The 18,045-nt window shown below is 59.5% G+C and carries 7 protein-coding genes; 4 read left to right on the top strand and 3 right to left on the bottom strand.

All coding sequences use genetic code 11. From position 1 onward, the window contains the following. Positions 1-6: 6 nt before the first annotated feature. Positions 7-1,791, top strand: a complete 1,785-nt coding sequence (locus tag ASD46_RS15915) for an IlvD/Edd family dehydratase (protein ID WP_025594626.1) — start codon at positions 7-9, stop codon at positions 1,789-1,791. Positions 1,792-1,918: 127 nt separating this feature from the next. Further along, complete coding sequence (locus tag ASD46_RS15910; RefSeq protein ID WP_025594624.1) at positions 1,919-2,893, top strand: threonine/serine dehydratase; 975 nt, start codon at positions 1,919-1,921, stop codon at positions 2,891-2,893. Between the two features lie 13 nt (positions 2,894-2,906). On the opposite strand, the gene ASD46_RS15905 is transcribed toward ASD46_RS15910, so the two are convergent. Further along, positions 2,907-4,010, bottom strand: coding sequence for an NAD(P)/FAD-dependent oxidoreductase (locus tag ASD46_RS15905; protein ID WP_025594623.1), 1,104 nt, complete (start codon positions 4,008-4,010; stop codon positions 2,907-2,909). Between the two features lie 452 nt (positions 4,011-4,462). Then, positions 4,463-5,641 (bottom strand): M20 aminoacylase family protein, encoded by a 1,179-nt coding sequence (locus ASD46_RS15895; protein WP_025594621.1) that lies wholly within the window; start codon positions 5,639-5,641, stop codon positions 4,463-4,465. A gap of 567 nt (positions 5,642-6,208) precedes the next feature. Between ASD46_RS15895 and ASD46_RS15890 the strand changes: the two genes are divergently transcribed. Further along, positions 6,209-14,704 (top strand): GH36-type glycosyl hydrolase domain-containing protein, encoded by an 8,496-nt coding sequence (locus ASD46_RS15890; RefSeq protein WP_025594620.1) that lies wholly within the window; start codon positions 6,209-6,211, stop codon positions 14,702-14,704. 431 nt (positions 14,705-15,135) lie between these two features. Here the strand turns inward: ASD46_RS15890 and ASD46_RS15885 are convergent, their stop codons facing one another. Continuing rightward, complete coding sequence (locus tag ASD46_RS15885) at positions 15,136-16,899, bottom strand: glucan ABC transporter ATP-binding protein/ permease (protein ID WP_013636948.1); 1,764 nt, start codon at positions 16,897-16,899, stop codon at positions 15,136-15,138. A 337-nt stretch (positions 16,900-17,236) separates the two neighbouring features. On the opposite strand from ASD46_RS15885, the gene ASD46_RS15880 reads away from it, so the two are divergent. After that, positions 17,237-17,974 carry a LuxR family transcriptional regulator gene (locus ASD46_RS15880; RefSeq protein WP_025594618.1) on the top strand — a complete coding sequence of 246 codons (738 nt, stop codon included), beginning with the start codon at positions 17,237-17,239 and terminating at the stop codon, positions 17,972-17,974. The last annotated feature ends 71 nt before the right edge of the window (positions 17,975-18,045 follow it).

The following is an 18,045-nucleotide window of genomic DNA, read 5'->3' as shown; positions in this document are numbered from 1 at the left end:
GGTCTCATGAGCGACGACAAGACACCCGTGCGGCGGCTGCGATCCCAGGACTGGTTCGACAACCCTGACCATCTCGACATGACGGCGCTCTATCTGGAGCGCTTCATGAATTATGGCGTGACGCCGGAAGAGCTGCGTTCCGGCAAGCCGGTCATCGGCATCGCGCAGAGCGGCAGCGACCTGACGCCCTGCAACCGCGTCCATGTCGAGCTGGTCAAGCGGGTGCGCGATGGTATCCGTGATGCGGGCGGCATCCCCATCGAGTTTCCGACCCATCCGATGTTCGAAAACTGCAAGCGACCGACAGCGGCGCTTGACCGCAATCTTGCCTATCTCAGCCTGGTGGAAGTGCTTTACGGTTATCCACTCGATGGCGTCGTGTTGACCACGGGCTGCGACAAGACCACGCCTTCGGCGCTGATGGCGGCAAGCACGGTTGATATTCCGGCTATCGTCTTATCCGGCGGGCCGATGCTCGACGGATATCATGACGGCGATCTGGTTGGTTCCGGCACGGTCATCTGGCGCATGCGCCGCAAATACGGCGCCGGCGAAATCACCCGCGAGGAATTCCTGCAGGCGGCGCTCGAATCCGCTCCTTCGGTCGGTCACTGCAACACCATGGGCACGGCCTCTACCATGAATGCCATTGCCGAAGCGCTCGGCATGTCGCTGACCGGCTGCGGCGCAATCCCGGCCGCTTACCGCGAACGCGGCCAGATGGCCTATCGCACTGGCCGCCGCGCCGTCGAACTGGTTGTCGAGAATATCAAGCCTTCGGATATCATGACGCGCGAGGCGTTTTTGAACGCGATCCGCGTCAATTCGGCAATCGGCGGTTCGACAAATGCCCAGCCGCATCTGGCGGCGATGGCGAAACATGCGGGCGTCGAACTTCGCGAGGACGACTGGCAGATTCACGGTTATGACATTCCGCTCATCGCCAATGTCCAGCCCGCCGGAAAATGGCTGGGCGAGAAATATCACCGTGCCGGCGGTACGCCAGCCATTATGTGGGAGCTTCTGAAGGCAGGCAAGCTTGATGGGAGCTGTCCGACCGTGACCGGCAAGACCTTGGCGGAAAATCTGGACGGGCGGGAATCGACCGACCGCGACGTGATCCTTCCTTACGATAAGCCGCTCAAGGAACGGGCCGGTTTCCTCGTCCTCAAGGGCAATCTGTTCGATTTCGCCATCATGAAGACGAGCGTGATTTCGGCGGAATTTCGGCAGCGTTATCTGAGCGAGCCGGGTCGTGAGGGGATTTTCGAGGGCAAATGTGTGGTTTTCGATGGTTCGGAAGACTATCACGCCCGTATCAACGATCCTTCTCTCGATATTGATGAGCGCACCATTCTCGTCATTCGCGGGGCCGGACCGCTCGGCTGGCCGGGTTCGGCTGAGGTCGTCAACATGCAGCCGCCGGACGCGCTGTTGAAAAAAGGCATCACCAGCCTGCCGACAATCGGCGACGGCCGGCAATCGGGAACCGCGGATAGCCCGTCGATCCTCAATGCCTCGCCAGAAAGTGCCGCCGGTGGAGGACTGGCATGGCTTCGCACGGGTGATGTGATCCGCATCGATTTCAATCAGGGCAAGTGCGACGCGTTGGTACCGGATGCAGAGCTTGCTGCCCGAAAGGCCGATGGCATTCCTGCGGTGCCTGCGGATGCCACGCCCTGGCAGCGCATCTATCGTCAATCGGTGACCCAGCTTTCGGACGGTGCGGTTCTGGAAGGGGCCGCGGATTTCCGCCGGATTGCCGAGAAGATGCCCCGGCACAACCACTGACCATTCATTTGCAAGCGCATGACGAAAGATCCCCGGCCAAGACCGGGGATTTTTCTTGTCCAGCCGGTTTCACTATTAATTGCGACCTCCTAATGTACACCCAACATCCGCATTACAGGGGCAGGGCATGACAGATATTTCGATGATTGAGGCAGCGCGCCAGCGCATCGGCGAACATGCGGTACGGACACCGCTTCTGTCGTCGCATTTTCTGGATGAGATTGCCGGGCGAAAGCTGTTCGTGAAGGCCGAGTGCCTGCAAAGAACGGGTTCGTTCAAATTTCGCGGCGGCTGGTCGGCGGTATCCGGTCTGCCGGCCGATGTGCGCGCCCGTGGCGTGATCGCCTTTTCCTCGGGCAACCATGCGCAGGGCGTCGCGCTTGCTGCTCGTCTGCACGGCGTGCCTGCCGTGATCATCATGCCGTCCGATGCACCAAAAATCAAAATCGACAATACCCGCGACTATGGTGCGGAAGTGGTGCTCTATGATCGGGCGAATGACGATCGCGACGCCATTGGCGACCGCCTGTCGAGCGAGCGCGGATTGACCCTGATCAGGCCCTACGACGAACCGCTGGTGATTGCAGGGCAGGGGACTGTCGGGCTGGAAATCGCCGAACAGGGCTTGGAACTCGGTATCGATGCGGCCGAGGTTCTCGTGCCCTGCGGCGGCGGCGGCCTCACATCCGGCATCTCCCTTGCCCTTGCGGCGAAAGCGCCGAACTACAAGGTCAGGACGTCAGAACCCGAGCGGTTCGACGATGTGGCGCGCTCACTCGCAGCGGGCAAGATCGAGCGGAATGCAACGACTTCCGGTTCGATCTGCGATGCAATCGTCACGCCTCAGCCCGGTAACATCACCTTCCCGATTATGGTTGGGCTTTGCGGAAAAGGCATTGCCGTGACCGAAGATGAAGCACTGCGGGCCATGGTTCTCGCCTTCAACAGGCTGAAGGTCGTTGTCGAGCCGGGCGGCGCGGTGGCCTTGGCGGCGGCGCTGTTTCACGGCAACGAGCTGGAGAGCGAAACGGTGATTGCGGTTGCCTCCGGCGGCAATGTCGATCCGGAGATCATGGCGAGCGCACTGTCCCGTTTCGGCTGAGATCCGGGTGGGATCAGGCCTCGAGCCGTGCCGCAACCTCGTTGGCTATCGCCAGCGAGGCGGTGAGGCCGGGGCTTTCGATGCCGAAAAGATTGACGAGACCGGCAAGTCCGTGGGTTTCCGGCCCGTCGATGCGAAAATCCATGGCCGGTTCGTCGGGTCCTGAAATCTTCGGCCGGATGCCCGAATAGGCCGGGATCAGCGCGTGTTCCGGTAGGCCCGGCCAATAGCGGCGGATCGCGTCGCCAAAACCCTCCATGCGGCGGGGATCGACGGCATAATCAATGGTGTCGACCCACTCCACATCCGGCCCGAAACGGGCCTGGCCGGCAAGATCCAGCGTCAGGTGCACGCCAAGGCCGTGGGTGTGCGGAGCGGGGTAGATGAGCCGTGAAAAAGGCGACTTGCCGGTCAGCGAAAAATAGCTGCCTTTGGCGAAACGCGCCTCCGGGATCGTGTGCTTCGGCAATCCCTCGATCTGTTTTGCTGCCAGCGGTGCCAGAAGGCCGGCGGAGTTGACGAGCAGCCGGCATGTCAGGCTGAGAGGTTCCTTGCCGCCAACGTGAACGCGGAAACCGTTGCCGGTCGCTTCCGCGCTTTCGAATGGTGCATTCAGGGCGAGGGCTGCGCCATGGTCTTGCGCGTCGCCGAGCAGCGCCAGCATATAACCATGGCTATCAATGATGCCGGTCGAAGGTGAAAGCAGGGCCGCTACGCAGGTGAGCGCAGGCTCGAGCGACAGCGCCTGCGTGGCATCGATCAGTGCGAGGTCGTCGCAGCCATTGGCGTTACCCTTTTCCTTGAGGGCCGCCAACAGAGCCGTCTCGTCCGCGTTCGCTGCCACGATGAGTTTGCCGCAGCGGCGGTGCGAAACGCCATGGCTCTGGCAGAACGTATAAAGCCGCTCCCTGCCTTCAACGCAAAGGCGTGCCTTGAGGCTGCCTTCAGGATAATAAAGCCCGGCGTGAATAACCTCGCTGTTGCGCGACGAGGTGGCGGAACCGAATTCCTTTTCGCCTTCGAGGATGATGACGGAAAGACCACGCATCGCCAGCTCGCGGGCCGTCGCCAGTCCGATCACCCCGGCTCCTATGATGATGGCGTCTATATCCGTCATGGTCCTTATCCGAGCCTGCCAATGATTTTGAACGGAAATGCCGTCTGCGACGTTGATCCTGCGCAATGGGTAGATTGATGCTTGTCCGGCGGCAAGTCGCGATCCGTATTTTTCCCAATGCGCCGAACTTATGGAATTTTATCTCTACTGAAACAGTGGGGAATAAAGCTATTCTTCACGGGAAATAAGCAGTGCCCGCTTTGACGGGCCGAGCAGGGAAGGGAGTTGTACAATGTCTTATTCCAAGGCCGGAAAAGCAAGAGACTTTGTCTCGCAGCCCCAGTCGCAGCGAAACTGGAGAGATTCGGTTCACGCGGCTCTTGTCGGCGTGTGCGTGGCTTTTGTCGCGGCGGTCATACTCGGTCTCGTTCCCTGATCCTCCCAGATTTTCTCATCAGGAAACTTGAGAAAAAAAGGCCGGTCGCTCCTCCGACCGGCCTTTTTATATTCATTCACGCCTTCAGATAATCCTCCGCCAGATCGACCCAGAAGGCGGTTCCGATTGGTAGGATATCGTCGTTGAAGTCGAATTTCGGATGGTGCAGCGGCGGGTCGTTTTCGGTGCGCGCGGTGCCGAGGAAGAAGTAGCAGCCGGGCCGTTTTTCAAGCATGTAGGCGAAGTCTTCCGCGCCCATGGACGGGCGCTGCATTTCAACCACCTTTTCCGCCCCGGCAAAACGACGGGCCAGACCGGCGACATAGTCCGTTTCCGCCTTGTGGTTGACGGTCGCATTGTAGCCGCGCTCGTAATCGAGCGTGACACTCATGCCATAGCTGGCCGCCTGGCCTTCGGCTATCGCCCGGATACGCTTTTCCAGTTCGTCGCGCACACCCGCGTCGAAGGAACGGATGGTGAGCAGCATTTCCGCCTTCTCGGGAATGACGTTGCTCGCAACACCAGCATGGAATGCGCCAACAGTGACGACCGCCGACAGTTGCGGATGGATGTTACGGGACACCACCGTCTGCAAGGCCATGATGATACTGGCGCCCGCAACGATGGGGTCGGCCGCATCCTGCGGTTCGGCGCCGTGGCCGCCATATCCGTTGACGGTGATCCTGCATTCATCGACGGCGGCAAGGATCGGGCCGTCGCGCAGGACGAATTGTCCGAAGGGCACGCCGGGATCGTTATGGAGGGCAAAAACCGCATCGCATGGGAAGCGGTCGAACAGTCCGTCCTCGATCATGATGCGGGCGCCGCCGAAATTCTCCTCCGCCGGCTGGAAGATCAGATGCAGGGTCCCATCGAAATTCCTGCGTTCGGCGATGATCTTCGCGGCTCCCAGGAGCATGGCCGTGTGTCCGTCATGGCCGCAGGCATGCATGACGCCATCATTGGCGCTTGCATATTCCGCTCCGGTTTCCTCACGGATCGGCAGGGCATCGATATCGGCGCGAATGCCGAGCGTGCGGGCACTGTCGCCATTGCGGAGCGTGGCGACGATACCGGTTCCGGCAAGTCCGCGCGTTACTTCGTAACCCATTTCCACCAGCTGTCCGGCAATGAAATCCGAGGTCTGGAATTCGGAAAGACCGATTTCGGGATGCCGGTGCAGGTGGCGGCGGATTGCCACCACATCCGGCATATGGTTGGCGAAGGAGGAAATGTTTGCGGTCTGTCTGGTCATTTTCGAAGTCCCTGGTTACGCCGCTTTTTTCCAGCGCTTTTTGCAAATTTCATAGCAGCATATACGCGGTCATGTAAGGGGCGTTCCCGGAGCCGGAATGCCTTGAAATTCATCGCTTGCATCGTATCGCGACAGGTGGCATGGAACTATAGACGTCCTGGGGCATTAGCGTTTCGGATGTGGCGCAGGCCTTCTCGGCCTCGCGTTGCCCTTCAGGTGTCAAAGGGGGACTATCTGACGTTGCGCGAACAATTTTCGCCGTGGGGGAAGGTGCGAAATCCGGTTGGAACGGCATTGCCGGGCCATAGGGCGAAATTTTCCTGTCGTCGAAAATCCATTCTCCGCAGAGATCCCCGGCTTTGCATGCTCGGAGGGATCGCGCAGCAAAACGCCGTGCTTGCGGATATTCGCCGTTTGACGATGCGTTGCACACAACGTCTGATCCGGTTCACCGAAGGTTCAGGATAAGTCATAAATATAGCGTGGCCCGATTTCGTGCGTATTCCCGCCACGGACGAAACGCCGGTCAAGTCGAACAATTCTCCATAAAGTTCAGAATACGAGCCGATGTCATTTCATATTACCCCGACCGCCGCCGCCCGTGATTCCGAGACGAAGCAGATCGATCACAATGATTCGATCCGCGCGTCCTATATGACGGTCGAGGAACTGCATGATGCCGGTGCCGCGCTTTCGCGCGACGGTGCCGATACCCTTCCCGGCTTCATGGAGTTCGACTTCTTCGAGCGCCACCGTGAGAACGAGAAGGAAATCCTGCGGGTCTACCGCACAACGGCCGTCGACGCGGAAAATGGCGCGACGATAACGCCGGCGGCGGAATGGCTGCTCGACAACCACTACGTCATCGAAGAGGCGATCCAGGAAGTCCGCCGCGATTTTCCGCGCAAGTTCTATCGCCAGCTGCCGACAATGACGGTGGGCGGCGTGACGATCCCGCGGGTCATGGCGCTCGGCTGGCTTTATGTCGCCCATACCCACAGCACGGTCTCGCGCGAGAACATGACGGCGCTGGTAGATGGCTATCAGACGTCGAAGACGCTGCAGATCGGCGAATTGTGGGCGCTGCCCTCCATCATCCGTTTCGTCCTCATCGAAAATCTTCGCCGCATTTCCATTCGCGTGGAACGCTCGCGCCGCATGCGCCAGAAGGCGAATGAAGTCGTCGACGAAATCATTCGCCTGAACGATGCGGAAGCCTCCGCGGCACTTCTCAAGCAGGTCGATTCGCTGGTCGATGACCCGACGTTTGCGACGCAGTTCCTCTATCGCCTCAGAAACGGCTCGCAGACTTCGGGTTTTGCGGTGGCCTGGCTTGAAGAACGCCTGCATGCTGCGGGCACCGACGCTGAAAATGTCATGATGTCGGAACACAACCGGCTGGCCTCCGGCAATGTGACGATGGGCAATATCGTCAAGAGCCTGAGGGAAATCGACGATACCGAATGGTCGGTGTGGTTCGAGGAAGTCAGCCATATCGACAAGGTTTTGCGCGAGGAAACCGATTACGAGATTCTCGATTTCGGTTCTCGCAACACCTATCGCAACACGATCGAGCTTCTGGCGCGTCGCTCCCCCAAGACAGAGGTAGAGGTCGCGCGTGCCGCCGTGGAAATGGCGAGATCCGGCGAGCCTGCCGCGGTGTCTGAAAACCATCGCGTCAATGTCGGCTCCGTACTCGTCGGTCAGCGCCGGTTCGAGCTTGAAAAGGTGCTCGCTTACAGGCCGCTGGTCTCGCAGCATATCGTCCGGTCAATGCGCAAGTTCAACTGGCTCGCAATTGCGGCGCCAGTGTTTCTCATCACCGCGCTCGTCATGCTTGCCGTCGGCTGGTTCCTGGCCGAAGCGGGCATGCCCTGGTATGTGGTGACCGCATTCCTCCTGATGTTTGCATTGCCTGCTTCGGAAGGCGCGACCGGTCTGTTCAACACGCTCGTCACTTTCTTCGTGAAGCCGTTCCGTTTGGTGGGATACGAGTTCAAGAACGGTATTCCACAGGACGCCCGCACGCTTGTTGCCGTGCCCTGCATGTTGACCAGCCGCGACAGCGTCGACGAGATGATGCGCAATATCGAGGTGCATTATCTCGCCAATCCGCATGGCGAGATTTATTTCGCGCTGGTCAGCGACTGGCGCGATGCCCAATATGAGCAGTCCGGCGACGATCTCGAGATTCTCGAATATGCCAAGCGAGAACTGGCGGCGCTGAACAGCCGTTATGCCTTCGATGGCAAGACGCGTTTTTACCTGCTGCACCGCCGCCGCATCTACAACCCGTCCGAAGGCTGCTGGATGGGCTGGGAGCGCAAGCGTGGCAAGCTGCATGAACTGAACATGCTGCTGCGCGGCGACAAGGACACGACATTCCTCGGTGGCGCCAATATCGTGCCGGCCGATGTCAAATACGTCATGACGCTTGATGCCGATACGCGCCTGATGCGCGATGCGGTGACCAAGCTCGTCGGCAAGATGCATCACCCTATCAACCGCCCCGTCATCGATCCGGTCTCAGGACGTGTGGTTGAAGGTTATGGCCTGTTGCAGCCGCGCGTTACGCCTTCGCTGACGACGGGCAAGGATGCCTCCGTCTTCCAGCGTGTCTTCTCGATCAATCGCGGTATCGACCCCTACGTCTTCACCGTTTCCGACGTTTATCAGGACCTGACCTCCGAAGGCACCTTCACCGGCAAGGGTCTTTACGACGTGGATGCCTTCGAGGCGGCTCTTAAGGGCCGGATCGAGGAAAACTCCATCCTCAGCCATGATTTGCTCGAAGGATCCTTTGCGCGCTGCGCGCTGGTGACCGATGTGGAACTGGTCGAGGATTTCCCGACCCGCTACGAGGTGGAAGTCTCGCGCCAGCATCGCTGGGCGCGTGGCGACTGGCAGCTGCTTCCCTATATTCTCGACCGCGCCCGTGGTGTTACCGCGATCGGCCGGTGGAAGATGGTCGATAACCTGCGCCGTTCGCTGACGCCGATTGCCTGGTTCTTTGCCTCGATCCTCGGCTGGTATTTCATGGACCCGCTCGGTGCGCTGATCTGGCAGATCCTGCTGATCTTCTCGCTGTTCGTCGCTCCGACGCTCTCGCTGCTTTCCGGCCTCGTGCCGCGCTCCACTGATATCGTGCCTCAGGCGCATTTCCACACCATCTGGTCGGAAATCCGCGCCACCAATGCGCAGGTTGCGCTGCGTATCGTCTTCATTGCCGATTCTGCCTGCATGATGACGGATGCAATTGTCCGTTCGCTCTACCGTCTGCTCGTCAGCCACAAGCTGATGCTGGAATGGCGCACCGCCGCCAGCATGCAGTCTAGCGCCCAGGGCGGCATCACCTATTATTTCCGCCAGATGTGGCATGCGCCTGTTGTGGCCATGCTCGGCCTGTTGTTTGCGGCGCTGCCCGGTGACAATGCCTTCCTGATCGGCATTCCCTTCACATTGCTCTGGGTTCTGTCTCCCGCCGTTGCCTGGTATGTCAGCCAGTCGGCGGAAACCGAAGACCGGCTGTTCGTTTCGGAACACGTCTCTTTCGAGCTTCGCAAGATCGCGCGTCGCACGTGGCGTTATTACGAAGCCTTCGTGACACCTCAGGAAAACCACCTGCCGCCGGACAACTTCCAGGAAACGCCGGAGCCGATCGTTGCCTCGCGTACATCGCCTACCAATATCGGCGTTTACCTGCTTTCCATCATTTCGGCGCGCCAGTTTGGCTGGATCAGCTTTGCCGATACGCTGGAGCGGATCGAGAACACGATCCAGACCGTCGAGAAGATGGAGAAACATCGCGGCCATCTCTACAACTGGTACCATACGGACACGCTGCAGACGCTTGGTCCCCGTTACGTTTCGGCGGTGGACAGCGGTAATCTCGCCGGTCACCTGATTGCGGTTTCGTCTGCCTGCCGCCAGTGGGCAGAAGCGCCTTCCGCGCATCTTCAGGGTAATCTCGACGGTATCGGCGATCTTGCCGGTATTCTGCGCGAAACGCTGAAAGCGCTGCCTGACGACCGCAAGAACCTGCGTCCGCTGCATCGCCGCCTCGAAGAACGCATCATCGGTTTTTCGAACGCTCTTGCCTCGGTCAAGCGCGAGCATGAATTCGCATCGATCCGCGTCATCAATCTTGCGGTACTCGCGCGCGACATCCAAAAGCTCGCTACCAATGTCGATCACGAAGTGAAGTCTGCGCAGAGCGCGGAAGTGACGCGCTGGGCACAATTGCTCGTGGATTGCTGCGAGGCGCATATTTCAGACAGCGCCATCGACCTCACCAATATGGAGCCGCTACGCCAGCGTCTTGCATCGCTGCGCGACCGCAGCCGCAACCTCGCTTTCTCGATGGATTTCACGTTCCTTTATCGCAAGGATCGCCGTCTTCTGTCGATCGGCTACCGCGTCGAAAGCAAGGAACTGGACGAGGCCTGCTACGACCTTCTGGCGTCCGAATGCCGCCTGACCAGCCTGTTTGCCATCGCCAAGGGCGATCTGCCGACCGAGCACTGGTACCGTCTCGGCCGCCAGGTCGTGCCGATCGGTGCGCAGGGCGCGTTGGTCTCCTGGTCGGGTTCGATGTTCGAATATCTGATGCCTCCGCTCGTCATGCAGGAGCGTCAGGGTGGCATTCTCAACCAGACCAACAATCTGATCGTCAAGGAACAGATGAACCACGGCCGCCGTCTCGGCACGCCATGGGGCATTTCCGAAGCGGCGTTCAATGCCCGCGATCACAACATGAACTACCAGTACACCAACTTCGGTGTGCCGACGCTTGGCCTCAAGCGCGGTCTCGGCCAGAATGCTGTCATCGCACCCTATGCGTCGATCCTCGCCAGCCAGTACGATCCTGACGGTGCGCTGGAAAACCTCGACAAGCTGCGCAAGCTTGGCGCGCTTGGACAGTACGGCTTCCATGATGCCGTGGATTTCACGCCGACACGTGTGCCTGACGGCAAGGTCTGCGCGGTGGTCTACAACTATTATGCCCACCACCACGGCATGTCGATCGCGGCTGTCGCCAACGTCGCCTTTGACGGTGTATTGCGCGAACTCTTCCATTCCGACCCGGTAATCGAGGCGGCCGAACTCCTGTTGCAGGAAAAGGCACCGCGCGAAGTGCCTGTCATGAGCGCCAAATACGAGCCGGAAACCCCAGGCAAGGAACAGGCAGACCTGCTGCGTGCGGAAGTGCGCTCCATCGCCGACCCGGCCGTGCGCGACCGCGAAGTGGTGTTCCTGTCGAACGGCCATTATTCGACGATGCTCACCTCAACGGGTGCGGGATATTCGAAATGGAACGGTCAGGCGATTTCCCGCTGGAAGGCCGACCCGACGGAGGATCGTTGGGGAACCTTCATCTTCCTGCGCGATACCACCAATGGACAATGGTGGAGTGCGACGGCTGAGCCGCGTGTCATCGAAGGCGAAAAGACCAAGACGATCTTCACCGACGACAAGGCCGAATTCCACAAGAATGTCGGCGATCTGCAGAGCGTCGTTGAATGCATCGTCGCCACCGAGCACGATGCCGATGGCCGCCGCGTCACGCTGCTCAATGTCGGTTCCGAGGATCGCTACATTGAAGTGACCTCCTATATGGAGCCGGTCATTGCGTCGGAAGACGACGACAACGCCCATCCGCTGTTCTCGCGCATGTTCGTGCAGACGGAGATCGGCCGGCGCGGCGATGTCATCCGCGCCTGGCGTAACCGCCGCAGCCCGAATGAGCCCGGAACGATCATCGCGCATCTTGCTGCCGATAACGCCGGCCCATCGCGCCCGACGGAGTTCGAGACGGACCGTGCCAAGTTCATCGGCCGCGGCAGATCGCTCGGTGAAGCGGCTGCATTCGATACGGGTGCCACGCTTTCCAACACCGACGGCTTCACGCTCGATCCAATCCTGTCGTTGCGCCGCACTGTGCGCGTACCGGCCGGCAAGAAGGTGAGCGTGATTTTCTGGACGATTGCCGCGCCGAGCCGCGAGGAAGTCGACAAGGCGATCGACCGTTATCGCCATCCTGACGCATTTGCCCATGAACTCGTGCATGCATGGACGCGCACGCAGGTGCAGATGCGCCATGTGGGTGTCACTTCGCAGCAGGCCGCCGCTTTCCAGCATCTCGGCCGTTATCTGACCTATCCGGACATGCATCTGCGCGCGGACTCGGAAACGCTGAAAACGGGCCTCGCTTCGCAGCGGGCGCTTTGGCCGCTTGCAATTTCGGGCGATTTCCCGATCTTCAGCCTGCGTATCAACGACGATATGGACATGGATATTGCCCGTGAGGCGCTCAGCGCCCACGAATATCTGCGTTCGCGCGGCGTGATCTTCGATCTCGTCATCGTCAACGAACGGGCCGCATCGTATGCACAGGATATGCAGCATGCGCTGGATCATATTTCCGAGGCACAGCGTCGCATCAATCCCGCCGATGGTGGTAGGCCGCATGTGTTCTCCGTTCGCCGCGACTTGATGGACGAAGAGACCTGGAGCGCGCTTCTGGCGGCCTCCCGTGTCGTGCTGCATGTGAGGAATGGCAAGATTGTCGACCAGATCAACCGCGCCGTGTCGCTTTTTGCGGCGCATCGCGGTCCTGACGGCGCGACTGAGGCCGCGCAGGCTCGCCTGCCGGTGCCTGCGTTCCCCGTCGCTGAAGCTGTCGAGGATGCCGGCGATCTCGATTTCTGGAACGGTTTTGGTGGTTTCGCCAAAAGCGGTGAGGAATATGTCGTGCGCCTGCATGGTGGGCAATCCACGCCGCACCCTTGGATCAACGTCATCTCGAACGAAAGTTTCGGCTTCCATGTGTCGGCGGAAGGCGCTGGTTTCACCTGGAGCCGCAATTCCCGTGACTATCAGCTGACACCCTGGAGCAACGATCCGGTCATCAACCGGCCGGGCGAGGCCTTCTATGTTGCCGATGTGGAAACAGGAAAGCTCTATACGCCCTGTGCTGCCCTTTCGCGTGATCCGGAAGCCCTGTTCGAAACCCGTCACGGTCTAGGTTACTCCGTAATGACCGGCAAGACGGATAAGCTTGAAGTTGAGGTGACACAGACGGTAGACCGTGAAAAGCCGGTCAAGTTCTCGCAGCTCATCGTACGCAACAAGGGTTCGAAAAGCCGCCGCCTGAAAGTCTATGCTTATGTGGAATGGGTGCTGGGCAATAATGGCCAGAAATCTGCGCCGTTCATCCTGAGCAGGCACGATGCCGGCAGCAATGCGATTTTTGCTTCCAACCCTTACAGCATCGACTATAGCACCCGCACTGCCTTCCTGACGCTCGACAGCGAGGCAAGCGGCTTCACCACCAGCCGCCGTGAATTCATCGGCCGCTTTGGTTCTGCACAGGCTCCACAGGGCATCGTGTCCGGTGCGGCACTCAGTGGCAGCACCGAGGTGGACGGCGATCCCTGCGCCGCCTTGATGCAGGAAATCCACCTGAAGCCGGGCGAAGAACGGCATATGACCTTCATTCTCGGCGATGCCGACAATGCGGAGGAGGCGGCAACGCTGGTCGAACAAGTCCGTGCGGCGGATTTCCAGTCGGTGCTGGAGGGCAGCAAGGCGTTCTGGACTGGCTTTACCGGCCAGTTGCAGGTTACCACGCCCGATGCCGGCTTCAACCACATGGTCAATAGCTGGTTGCCCTATCAGGCGCTGGCGTGCCGCATTCTGGCGCGCACGGCCTTCTATCAGTCGAGCGGCGCCTTCGGCTTCCGTGACCAGCTTCAGGACACGCTGGCATTCCTGCTCTACCAGCCGGAGCTCGCTCGCAAGCAGATCCTGCGTGCGGCAGGCCGCCAGTTTGCTGAAGGCGATGTCCAGCATTGGTGGCTGCCTTTGACCGGTGCCGGTGTCCGCACGACGATCTCTGATGACGTGGTCTGGCTCGCTTATGCGATCAACCAGTATGTCTCGGCTACGGGCGATGCGGCCATCCTTGATGAAAGCATCCCCTTCATCAAGGGACCGGCATTGATGCCGGGGCAGCACGATGCCTTCTTCCAGCCGGAGACGAGCGACAAATCCGCTAGCCTCTACGAACACGCGGCGCTGGCGCTTGATCTCGCGATCCATCGCACCGGCGAAAACGGTCTGCCGCTGATCCTCGGCGGTGACTGGAACGACGGCATGAACCGTGTCGGCATCGGCGGCAAGGGCACCAGTGTCTGGCTTGGCTGGTTCCTGGCCGGAGCGCTTCGCGACTTCATCGCGATCGCCGAAAAGCGCGGTGATGCAGACCGTGTCGGCAGGTGGTCGGCGCATCGCGAAAAGCTTCGCAATGCTCTCGAAACTGCGGGTTGGGACGGCAGCTACTACCGTCGCGGTTATTTCGATGACGGCACGCCGCTCGGTTCCGCCACCAGCGAGGAATGCCAGATCGATTCACTTGGCCAGAGCTGGAGCGTTCTTTCCGGCGAGGGTGAAGAAGGGCGGTCACGGCAGGCGATGGACGCCGTCATTGAGCATCTGGTCGATGAAAAGGCCGGTATCATCCGTCTGTTCACCCCGCCATTCTCGCGGGCGCCGCATGACCCGGGTTATATCAAGGGATATCCGCCGGGTGTGCGCGAAAACGGCGGACAATATACCCACGCGGCGACCTGGGTAGTGCTTGCCCTTGCCAAGCAGGGGCGCGCGCAGGAGGCGTGGAACTGCTTCAAGCTGCTCAACCCGGTCAACCATGCGCTCGACGCGGCATCCTCCGAAATCTATCGGGTCGAACCCTATGTGGTGACCGCCGATGTCTATGGTGAGGGCGCTTATGCAGGTCGCGGCGGCTGGAGCTGGTACACGGGTTCCGCCGGCTGGCTCTATCGCGCCGCGATCGAGGGCATTCTCGGTATCACCCGAACCGAAGGCAAGCTTCACATCGCGCCGTCGCTGCCCGAAGACTGGAGCGGCTTCTCGGTGAAGATCACGCTGGACGGTAAAGCAAAGGACATCGTCGTCAGCCGTAAGGCCGGCACGGCGGAGGTCTCGGTATCCGTCGACGGCAAGCCCCTGTCGGCTGACGATCGGGTGATCCCGTTCGACTGAGACGATCGGCTCTACGTTTGCTTTTAAAATCAGGCTCCTGCGGTGACGCAGGGGCCTTAATTTTTATTGTGGCTGCCCTGGTATTGTTTGTCTGTACGGAGGCGCGGTGACAACTTTGTCCTGGCGGGTATCTCCAGCATCATCTCATGAGAGAAATGACACAGCCTCGCGACGGTCTTGCAAGGGCCAACGAGAATGTGAGCCGTGCTCCTCTCGACGTGGCACGCAGGCAGAGCAGTTTTACAGGGCCATGTTTCTGCGCTGTTGGATCGCTGAATGCTGATGGCTAAGGCTAAGGCTAAGGCTAAGGCTTGGCCCTTTCCTGCATTATCAAGGCACATGTCTGCTGCTTCGCAGACTTTGGAAAACGGACAAAGAAAAAGGGCGGACACCACGGTGCCCGCCCTTATTATATTCCGTAAGCCAGAGTGTCAGGAGGCGATGGCTTTAGGCCGGGGCTGGCCCTCGTCCTCTGTCAGCAGGCCGCTGGTGCGCAGCAGCGAGGTGAAGCGTCCGCCACGCTGGCTGAGCTCGTCGAACGTGCCCTTTTCAATGATACGGCCCTGATCGAGGAACAGCACCTGATCGGCATCGCGCACCGTGGAAAGGCGGTGAGCGATGATGAAGGTCGTGCGGTTCATTCTCAGCGCGTCCACGGCGGCCTTAACCCGTGCTTCCGTTTCCACGTCCAGCGCGCTGGTTGCCTCGTCAAGGACCAGGATGGGAGCGTTCTTCAGGATAGCACGCGCAATGGCGATACGCTGGCGCTCGCCACCGGACAGGCGGTTGCCCCGTTCACCCACCTGGGTCAGGTAGCCGGTGATACGGCTGTCGATGAAATCCGTCGCAGCAGCAGCTGCTGCTGCTTCCACGACCTCCGCGTCGGTAGCAGATTCGCGACCAAGGCGGATGTTTTCGCGGATGGAGCGGTTCAGAAGGCCGGCATCCTGGAACACCGTGGCGATGGAGTTTCTGAGCGAGTTCTTCGTCACCGTCGAGATGTCGGTTCCATCGATCAGAATCTGGCCTGAATCCGGATCATAGACACGCTGCAGAAGATTGATGAGCGTGGTCTTGCCCGCGCCCGTCGGTCCGACGATGGCAATCGTCTGGCCGGCCTTGGCCGTAAACGAGATGTCGTGGACACCCTGCTTGGTGTTGGCGAAACCGAAATTGACGTTGCGGAACTCCACGGTGCCGGAGACATTGGACAATTCGCGGGCGTCGCCCGGTTCTTCCCGTTCCTTGACGGAATCCTCCAGCACGAAGAAATCCTCGAGCTTTGCGCGCGCCTCGAAAATCTGGGTCACGAACTGACGCATCTGATCGAGACGGCCGATGAGAAGATTGGCGAAACCGATGAAGGCAATCACGTCACCGACGCGCAATTCGCCGTTCTTCACCAGCACGGTGCCGATGACGAGGATGATCATCATCGAAACGGTGGAGGCAGTGCGGTTCAAGGCACTTGCGAAAGCCCACCAGTCGAGCACCGGATATTGGGCGCTCAGCAGTTTTTCGGTGAAGGATTTCAGCGCCTTCGTTTCAGCCTCGATGCGGTTGTAGCTGTGCAGGACGGACACGTTGCTGATGGAATCGCTGACATGGGCAAAAACGCTGTGATAATGTTCCTCGACCGAAGCCTGGCCATCCTTGGTGCGGCCCATCACCCACTTGCCAATGAACCAGTAGACGATGCCAAGACCGATCAGGACGAAGCTGAGGCGCAGGTCCATGGCAATGGCTGTCGGAATAAGCAGCACGAGCGCGACGAAAGTCGCCAGATGCGTGCGCATGAATTCGAGCCACAGGCCGAACAGCGTCTCGCTGGCGCGCAGAAGCGTATGCAGCGCGTTCGAGGTGCCGCGCAGATGGTGCCAGGAGAGCGGCATGGAGATGATCCGGCCGAAGGCTTCCGTCAGCAGGGTCGCGCGGCGACCGTGGGCCAGCCGGTCGGCCTCGCGGGCGACAGCGACATAAGCCACGGTGTTGAAGACGCCGAAACCCGCCCACAGGATGAGGATGGACGTGACATCGGAGCCGGAGGAGATGGCGTCGATGATCCGTCCAAACAGCACGGGTTCGGCAATGGTGATCGCTGCAAGAATGATGTTGGCGATGACAACGATCAACACCCGCCATTTATGTACGGTCAGATAGCGCAGGGCGCGTGTGTAAACCTGAAACAAGGTCAAATTTTCAATCCAGTCCAGCGTCTGTTTCGAGCGGTTGATTGTTCGGTCTCAATACAATGCTGTTTTAGCAAGGTTGCATGAGACGGCGAAATTTGTGTAATTATCGCTCTTTCAGTCTGAATGGCGGCTTAACAAACCGAGCACGCGTGCGAACCGAAAAAAAACTGAACCCGATGTTTCTAGGGGACGCCGTCACAAGATTTTGCATGTTCGTTTCAGGGATTGCTAACGACGATATGTTCAGTCTGAACCGACCGGCGCCCGAGTAACATGACGTCCTCGCGGGACCATGTCCTTCATGTCATCCCTTCCAGCCAAGCTCCGGGCATGTGTCTTTATGCATGATATTCTTCACTTCATCTCTGCGTGCTACCAGACGGGAAACGCTGATCGTGTTCGCTCCGAATTTGTAACACTTATTCGCGAATATGGTTTCGAATATTTCCTCGTCAGCCGGCGGATGACCGGGGAGCTTGCTTCCACCGGCCAGATTCTCGCACAACATCTCCCGGAAGGGTGGATCGAGGTCTACCGCGCCAAGAAATATAATCTCGTCGATCCCGTCCGTAAGGTGATCGGCATGGTGCACAAGCCGTTTCAGTGGAAAGAGGCGCTTGAGGGCCTGCCCCGCGCGATGCATCGAAAAAGGGCGAATGTGTTTTTTCACGATGCCGGCCGTTACGGTCTGCAGGGTGGGTATGCCTTTCCGGTGCACGGGCGCGCGGGATTCATCGGCGCGGTGTTCCTTGGCGGCGAGGACCGGCAATTGCCCTCGTTGCACGTTGAGCTGCTGGATGCGGCCACGCGCGCGGTGTTCTGGCGTCTGCTCGATCTTTCAGGCCAGGTCCATAACCTCAACAACGCGCCGAATGTTTCCGCTCTTGAACTTACAAGGCGGGAAATGGAAGTGCTGACGCTGATGGCTGATGGCATGACCTCAACCGAAATTGGACGCCAGCTATCGATCTCCAATCACACGGTCGACTGGTATATCAATGGAATCCAGCGTCGGTTCAGCGCCAAGAACAGGCAGCATACTGTAGCACTCGCCTTTCGCAACGGCTTGCTGAGCTAGTTACGACAGTACGCTTCTCTCCCGAATTGCCCTTTTCAAGACCGGGTTTTGCTGCTTAATTCCGCAGTGCA

This window comes from Rhizobium sp. Root491, from assembly GCF_001427205.1.
GTDB lineage: Bacteria > Pseudomonadota > Alphaproteobacteria > Rhizobiales > Rhizobiaceae > Agrobacterium > Agrobacterium tumefaciens.
This window is presented reverse-complemented; position numbering and strand designations above follow the sequence as displayed.